Here is a 6748-nt window from a genome sequence, read left to right on the forward strand (position 1 = left end):
AGGTGCGCTTTACCTGATGGCGAAGCTGACCCAGGACAGTTCCCCGTTGAACGACGGCCTTGTCTGGCGGATATATTCAGAAACGACCAATGCGGATGGACGCCTGGAACTGGTCGCGACCTCAAATGGCGGAGATGCGGAATTTCGGCTTAATCCCGGAACCTATCTAATCCACACCGCCTATGGCTTTGCCCAGGCAACGAACAGGATCGTGATCGGCAAGGAAGTTCAGTCGAAAATGGTGACGCTGAATGCCGGTGGCATTAAATTCAATGCCTCGCTCAAGGATGGCGACAATCTCAATCACGAGCCGATTGCGTTCGACATCTATGGTATGACATTCGACGAACGCGGTGAGCGCAACAGGGTCGCAAGCAACGTCAAGCCCGGTTCCATCATCCGATTGAGTGCGGACACCTACCATGTCGTCAGCCGTTTTGGCAGCGTCAACGCTGTCGTTCGCGCGGACATTCAGGTATTGCCTGGCAAGCTGACGGAAGCGACGGTTCTGCACAAAGCGGCTGACATCACGCTCAAACTTGTCAATGAACGGGGCGGAGAGGCAATCGCCAATACGACTTGGTCCGTCCTGAGCCCTGGCGGTGATGTGGTCGTGGAAGCAACCGGTGCATTCCCGGATTTCATCCTGGCCGCCGGTGAATATGAGGCCCTCGCCCGTAACAACGGTCGGACCTATGTGCACAAGTTCGAAGTGTCTTCCGGCGAAGACCGCGAAGTGGAGGTCGTCACGTCCTCAAGCGAGCTTGCAAGCCAGCAAACCAGCAGCAACTGATAGAAGACAAAATGGCTTGATGATGATGCGCTCGGTCGCAGCCGGCGGTGTAGATGACTGCGTCCTGATCAGGAATATCTGCCAAGCAAACGACGGCGACGATCCGCCGGTGCCATTTCCATAACCTTGTCTGCAAAAAGTCCATGATTTCCTTCTGGTCACCCAGACCGGACAAGGTTTCAAACGGGATTGGACTGCCCGCACGCGCTGTGATCACAGAGCCTAGAATTCTGCGAAATTCACGAACCAGAAGCGACAGGCGTAATGTCAGAGAGTATTTGCTGACCAGATGAAACAGCCAGGAATTCTGACCATGAAAATAGAGCGGTAGAACCGTTGCCTTTGATGAACGGATCATCTTCGCGGTAAAGGTTTTCCAGGGCAGTTCCTCTGCTCTGCCAAAAGGTTTGGCTGCAGTGGCAACACCACCGCCTGGAAACACGATAATCGTCGTTCCCTCCTGCAGAAGGCGCAAGGCTTCCCTGCGGGTCTGCATGTTGGTCTTGAGCGCCTCTTTCGTCTCTTCAAAGTCAACCGGGAGAGAGAAAGGCCGAACCTCCGGCACTTTCAGAAGCTCATTGTTGATCAGGATCTTGAACGGACGGTTCAGTTTTTCTGCCAGCGCCAGAATGGCCAGACCATCGCCGATACCGTACGGATGGTTTGCAATCAGAACCAGCGGTCCTTGGGGCAAATCTTTCGGTGGCCACTCTCCGTCTGCAACAGAGACATTCAGATTGATCAGACCGAGCAGGTCATTCCAGATGTAATCCGACGTGCCGACCATTGTGTGTTTCCACACTTGATACAGGTCGACAAGCTTGCGACGCCCTGACACGCCTTCAATCGCACGGATTGTCCAGCGCTTCAGCGGCGGATGCTCCGGATTGGCATAACTGAATTCTGCGTAGTTCACGGCGGTTACTTCAAGTCTAGAGTCACTCGGAGAGAGTCCGAACCGAATACCAGTATTACTGTTTCACCAATGTGACAGCGCACTGCCAAGGGCAATGCGCTGCAGGTCACTCATGCGTAAATCGTGGCTATTGGACTTTTTTCAAGTCCGGCGGCGTCGCTTCCTCGACAAATGCCTCGATTGCCTCTTCAAGTCCCATCGACTTCTGATCCTTGGAGCCGAGGCGGCGAACATTCACTGTACGCTCGTCTGCCTCGCGCATTCCGCAGACGATGATCACCGGAACTTTTGCGAGCGAATGTTCGCGAACCTTGTAGTTGATCTTCTCATTGCGGAAGTCAGTTTCCACTTTCAAGCCCTTGGCCTTGAGAAGATCGGCTACTTCCTGGCCGTACTCATCGGCTTCGGAGGTAATCGTCGCGACAACGATCTGCAAAGGAGCAAACCACAGCGGGAAGTGTCCGGCAAAGTTCTCGATCAGGATGCCGAGGAACCGCTCCATGGAACCGCAGATCGCCCGGTGAACCATAACCGGGGTTTTCTTTTCACCGTTGTTGTCAACGTAGAAAGCCCCGAAACGCTCCGGCAACGCAAAATCGACCTGCGTCGTGCCGCATTGCCATTCCCGACCGATGGCATCGCGCAAGGTGTATTCGAACTTCGGACCGTAGAAAGCACCCTCACCCGGGAGGATGTCAGTCTTCACCCGACCTTCGGACTGTTCTTCGATCTGCTTCAGGACATCACCCATGACCGCTTCGGCATGGTCCCACATCTCGTCGGAACCAACCCGTTTTTCCGGGCGGGTCGACAGTTTGACAACGACTTCATCAAAGCCGAAATCCTTGTAGACCGACAGGATCAGGTCGTTGATCTTCAGACACTCTTCCGCCAACTGTTCTTCCGTGCAGAAGACATGCGCATCATCCTGGGTAAACCCGCGCACGCGCATCAACCCGTGCAGGGCTCCAGACGGTTCATAGCGGTGCACCACACCGAATTCAGCGAGACGCAGCGGCAGATCGCGGTAACTCTTGAGCCCATGCTTGAAAATCTGCACATGTCCCGGGCAGTTCATCGGTTTCAGAGCGTATACCCGGTCGTCTTCGGCTTCAGGATCGGCACACTGTACTGAGAACATGTTCTCCTTGTACCAACCCCAGTGACCTGAAGTTTCCCAAAGCGACGTGTGCAGAACCTGCGGTGCATTCACTTCCTTATAGGTGTCTTTCAAAACCCGGCGCTTGTAGGCGATCAGGTTCTGGAACATATCCCAGCCCTTGGGATGCCAGAACACAACGCCCGGGCCTTCTTCCTGGAAATGAAACAGATCCATTTCTCGGCCAAGCTTGCGATGATCGCGCTTTTCCGCCTCCTCCAGCATGTGAAGGTAACCCTTGAGTTCCTTCTCGTTATGCCAGGCAGTCGCATAGATGCGTGTCAGCATCTCATTATTGGAATCGCCACGCCAATAGGCACCGGCCACCTTCATCAGCTTGAAGGCGTCGCCGATCTGCCTGGTTGAAACCATATGCGGACCACGGCAGAGATCCAGCCACTGACCCTGCTTGTAGATCTTGAGTTCCTGGTCTTCCGGAATCGCGTCGACAAGCTCGACCTTGTAATGCTCACCTTTGGCGGCAAAATAGGTCTTGGCTTCTTCGCGCGTCCAGATTTCCTTGGTGAATTGCGCACCGCGGGAAATGATCTCGCGCATTTTCTTTTCGATCACCGGCAACTCTTCGGGCGTAAACGGCCAGTCTTCGTTGGTGTCCGGATGAACGCGTTTGAAGTCGTAGTAAAATCCGTTCTCGATAACCGGGCCGATTGTCACCTGCGTTCCCGGCCACAACTCCTGTACGGCTTCGGCCATGACATGGGCCGCATCGTGGCGGATCAGCTCCAGTGCACGCGGGTCGTCGCGCGTAACAATCTCGATCTGGCTGTTTTCATTGATCGGGTCGGTGAGATCTTTGAGTTCCCCGTCCAACGTCATCGCCACGGCTTTTTTGGCAAGTGATTTGGAAATGCCGCTAGCAACATCCAGACCGGAGGTACCAGCTTCATATTCACGTACGGAATTGTCAGGGAAAGTCAGTTGGATCATCATGTATCTCCTGCTCACTCCTGCAGACAATGCAGGTAAGCGTTTCAAAGGTAATCGGACCGCACGCTGATAGGGGATTCAAGGCCAAACAGCAACCCTTTCCGGCAGAAAGCTGGCATGTTCTGCACGCAGAACCGAGTTGAAAAACAAGACATGCACCTGAAAATACCAATACCCTGAAAAACCGCTCAGTCGCTCGATCCTTCGATCACCAGCGGCGGTGGTCGCCGGCGGATCGGTTGGGATTTTACGATGGAAGTGCTTGTCTCAGCCTTGTCGGCAATCCGGTCGAGAATTCCATCCAGCTGGTCAATCGAGGGAACAGCCAGACGGGCAATGAAACAATCGTCGCCGGTGACCTTGTCGCATTCGCAGAACTCGGGAATGTCCTCGATCAGCTGTTGCACGATATGCAGTTTTCCCGGCAGCGGCCGGATGCGGACAATGGCCTGCAAACTGTAGCCCAACGCCTTTGGATCGATATCGGCCGAGTACCCTCGTATAATCCCGCGTTCCTGCAAACGCCGTATCCGTTCCGAGACCCCAGGTGAGGACAATCCGGCCTGCCCCGCAAGATCCTTCAGAGACATGCGCGCATCCTTGATCAGGGATTCAATAATTTTACGATCTGCGGCATCCATCTTCATTTCAAAAACCTTCGACCCAAAAATCTTTATTTAATTAGGCAATTAGCATAATTATTCTAATTTTGCGAATAGATTACGCAAATCAAGTTCGTCACCCTTGAAGCACGATAAACCTCAAGGAGGCTCAATTGGATAAAACACTTCGAGGCGCGGCAGAAATGACCGCAGCCATGACTATCCTCGGAACCATCGGCCTGTTCGTAATTCTGTCAGGACAAGACCCGATTGATGTCGTTTTCTGGCGCTGCGCGTTCGGCACGGTGGCTCTGTTGCTGATCTGCGCGGCTCAGGGCCTGCTGCGCCGGCAAATGACCTGGAGGCAACTCGGCCTCGCCGCATTGGGAGGCATTGCAATCGTCGTCAATTGGGCAATGCTGTTCAGCGCCTACTCGGAAGCTTCTATCGGCGTTGCGACTGCTGTCTACAACGTCCAGCCCTTCATACTTGTCGGATTCGGTGTCTTGTTTCTGGGAGAGCGCATCACTTTGACCAAAATCGGATGGTTGGCGATTGCCTTCACCGGCGTGCTGTTGATCATTCAAGCCAAACCTGGAAGCATCGAATACGCGAATACGGACTATGCACTTGGCATCGCACTGGCATTGGGTGCGGCGTTTTTCTGGGCTGTCGCTGCGCTTTTGACAAAGAAGTTGACGGGTACACCACCCCAATTGATCGCACTGGTTCAGGTCTGTGTCGGTATCCTGATGCTCGCACCCTTTGTCAGTTGGTCTGCCCTGCCTTCAGGAGCAACAGCCTGGGGAGCTCTGGTCACACTCGGGGCAGTTCACACCGGGATCATGTACATCCTAATGTATGGGGCAGTTCAGAAACTGCCGACTTATCTGCAAGGAGCGTTTTCGTTCATCTATCCGGTGGTTGCAATTTTTGTGGACTATGCCGCCTTTGGCCACCGCTTGCAGCCAACACAGCTTCTGGGAGCTGCTGCAATCATACTGGCTGCCATGGGAATGACCTTTGGTTGGCGTCTGATACGCCCGGGTAAACCCGCCAACGCCTCACAGTAACGTATCCTCACTCACAAAAGTGATACCCATGCGGTATGGAAACTGTTTGAAATCGGGGTCCATGCCGCCTGCAAGACAGGTGTCAGTCCAGGCGGTGCTCTTCGGGAATGTGACTGCCATTCCAGTGACCATAGCGCCAGGGTAGAAACCAGGTCGCTTCTTTTGGGAGTTCCTCCGGTAGTGGATCATATCCGGACGCACCCCAGGGATTGCACCGCAGGATCCGCGCCAGACCTATCCATCCTCCTGCCCAAAACCCGTGCAGTCGGATTGCCTGCTCCGTATAGTCGGAACAGGTTGGCGCGTATCGACACCCCCGCCCCATGAACAGGGAAAGGGAATGACGATAGACCCAGATCAGCCCGATTGCTGCTCGTCCCGGGAACGAAAGCGGCTTGCCTTTGGGGACACCCGGTTTGATTTGAGAACACATTGAAATACTGGAAGGTGACCTAAACCGCCTGACAGGCTGCAGCGTCATCTTCCTTTTCCTTAGCCTCGATCTGGTCAAGCGCATCAACGACGGCATCAAATGTCAGCATTGTGGAAGCATGCCGGGCTTTGTATTCGCGAACCGGTTCCAGAAATTTTAAAGCTTCGAACCGTCCTGTCGGGGGCTCTCCGCCCTCTTTCAGCATCGCCCGCATGCTCTTTTGAACGTCGCGCAGCTCTTCAAGCCGCGCGCCGACCACATTTTGGGCCATGATGGAAGATGAAGCCTGACCAAGCGCGCAGGCTTTGACGTCATGCGCGAAGTCGGTCACCACACCATCCTTCACACAAATGTCAACGAGAACGGTCGACCCACAAAGCTTGGAATGCGCCTTTGCCGTTGCGTCAGGATGGTCAAGACGACCGATTCGCGGAATGTTTCCTGCGAATTCAAGGATCTTCGCATTGTATATGTCGTCAAGCATTCTCGCCTCTTCGTGAAAGCCAGTGATCGCCCGCCACATTGCTGGCATGGTGCTTTCATATATATAGATCAGTTCCCACAGCAATTTCGCAAGGGGCAGAGTGGTCGCAGTTGGTAATCTTGAGTGACGCATCAGCGCTTGAAACCGGCTCAACCCTCTCAGAAACTGTGCGTTCGCTTTTTGGGTGGAGTATGATAAAGGACGCCACCCATGGAGTCCGGACTTCATGATCTGTGCACAAACGAGCGCCGTATGACGAGTGACAAGGGTAAAATTGCGAGGATCCCGATGGACGCTGTCCTCAAGCCGGTTGAAAAAAGATTTGATAGAAAGTCGCCGG

Annotated in this window: 7 protein-coding genes; 2 read left to right on the forward strand and 5 right to left on the reverse strand. The window is 54.0% G+C overall.

Annotation, left to right across the window (positions count from 1 at the left end):
- Positions 1–793 (forward strand): hypothetical protein (locus tag K5905_RS23855; RefSeq protein ID WP_297588652.1); only part of this gene is annotated, 793 nt, incomplete at its 5' end.
- On the opposite strand, the gene K5905_RS23860 is transcribed toward K5905_RS23855, so the two are convergent.
- From K5905_RS23860 to K5905_RS23870, 3 genes are all read right to left on the reverse strand, one after another.
- Complete coding sequence (locus K5905_RS23860; protein WP_297588654.1) at positions 747–1709, reverse strand: lysophospholipid acyltransferase family protein; 963 nt, start codon at positions 1707–1709, stop codon at positions 747–749. The genes K5905_RS23855 and K5905_RS23860 overlap by 47 nt on opposite strands.
- Positions 1710–1836: 127 nt before the next feature.
- On the reverse strand, positions 1837–3816 hold the full coding sequence (gene thrS / locus K5905_RS23865) for a threonine--tRNA ligase (RefSeq protein WP_297588656.1): 1980 nt from the start codon (positions 3814–3816) through the stop codon (positions 1837–1839).
- 188 nt (positions 3817–4004) lie between these two features.
- A complete protein-coding gene (locus K5905_RS23870; protein ID WP_297588658.1) occupies positions 4005–4463 on the reverse strand; it encodes an Lrp/AsnC family transcriptional regulator in 459 nt (152 codons plus the stop codon).
- 128 nt (positions 4464–4591) lie between these two features.
- Between K5905_RS23870 and K5905_RS23875 the strand changes: the two genes are divergently transcribed.
- The gene (locus K5905_RS23875) at positions 4592–5491 is read left to right on the forward strand and encodes a DMT family transporter (protein ID WP_297588660.1); all 900 of its coding nucleotides are present in this window, start codon (positions 4592–4594) and stop codon (positions 5489–5491) included.
- Positions 5492–5573: 82 nt separating this feature from the next.
- On the opposite strand, the gene yidD is transcribed toward K5905_RS23875, so the two are convergent.
- Together yidD and K5905_RS23885 are read right to left on the reverse strand one after the other, a co-directional pair.
- Positions 5574–5972: a membrane protein insertion efficiency factor YidD gene (gene yidD / locus K5905_RS23880; protein WP_367187015.1), complete on the reverse strand. Its 399-nt coding sequence runs from the start codon at positions 5970–5972 to the stop codon at positions 5574–5576.
- Entirely contained in the window at positions 5944–6408 is a 465-nt protein-coding gene (locus K5905_RS23885) for an iron-sulfur cluster assembly scaffold protein (protein WP_297588664.1), read from the reverse strand. The genes yidD and K5905_RS23885 overlap by 29 nt, the downstream gene beginning before the upstream one ends.
- Positions 6409–6748: the final 340 nt, after the last annotated feature.

Source organism: Roseibium sp., from assembly GCF_025698965.1.
Classification (GTDB): Bacteria; Pseudomonadota; Alphaproteobacteria; order Rhizobiales; family Stappiaceae; genus Roseibium.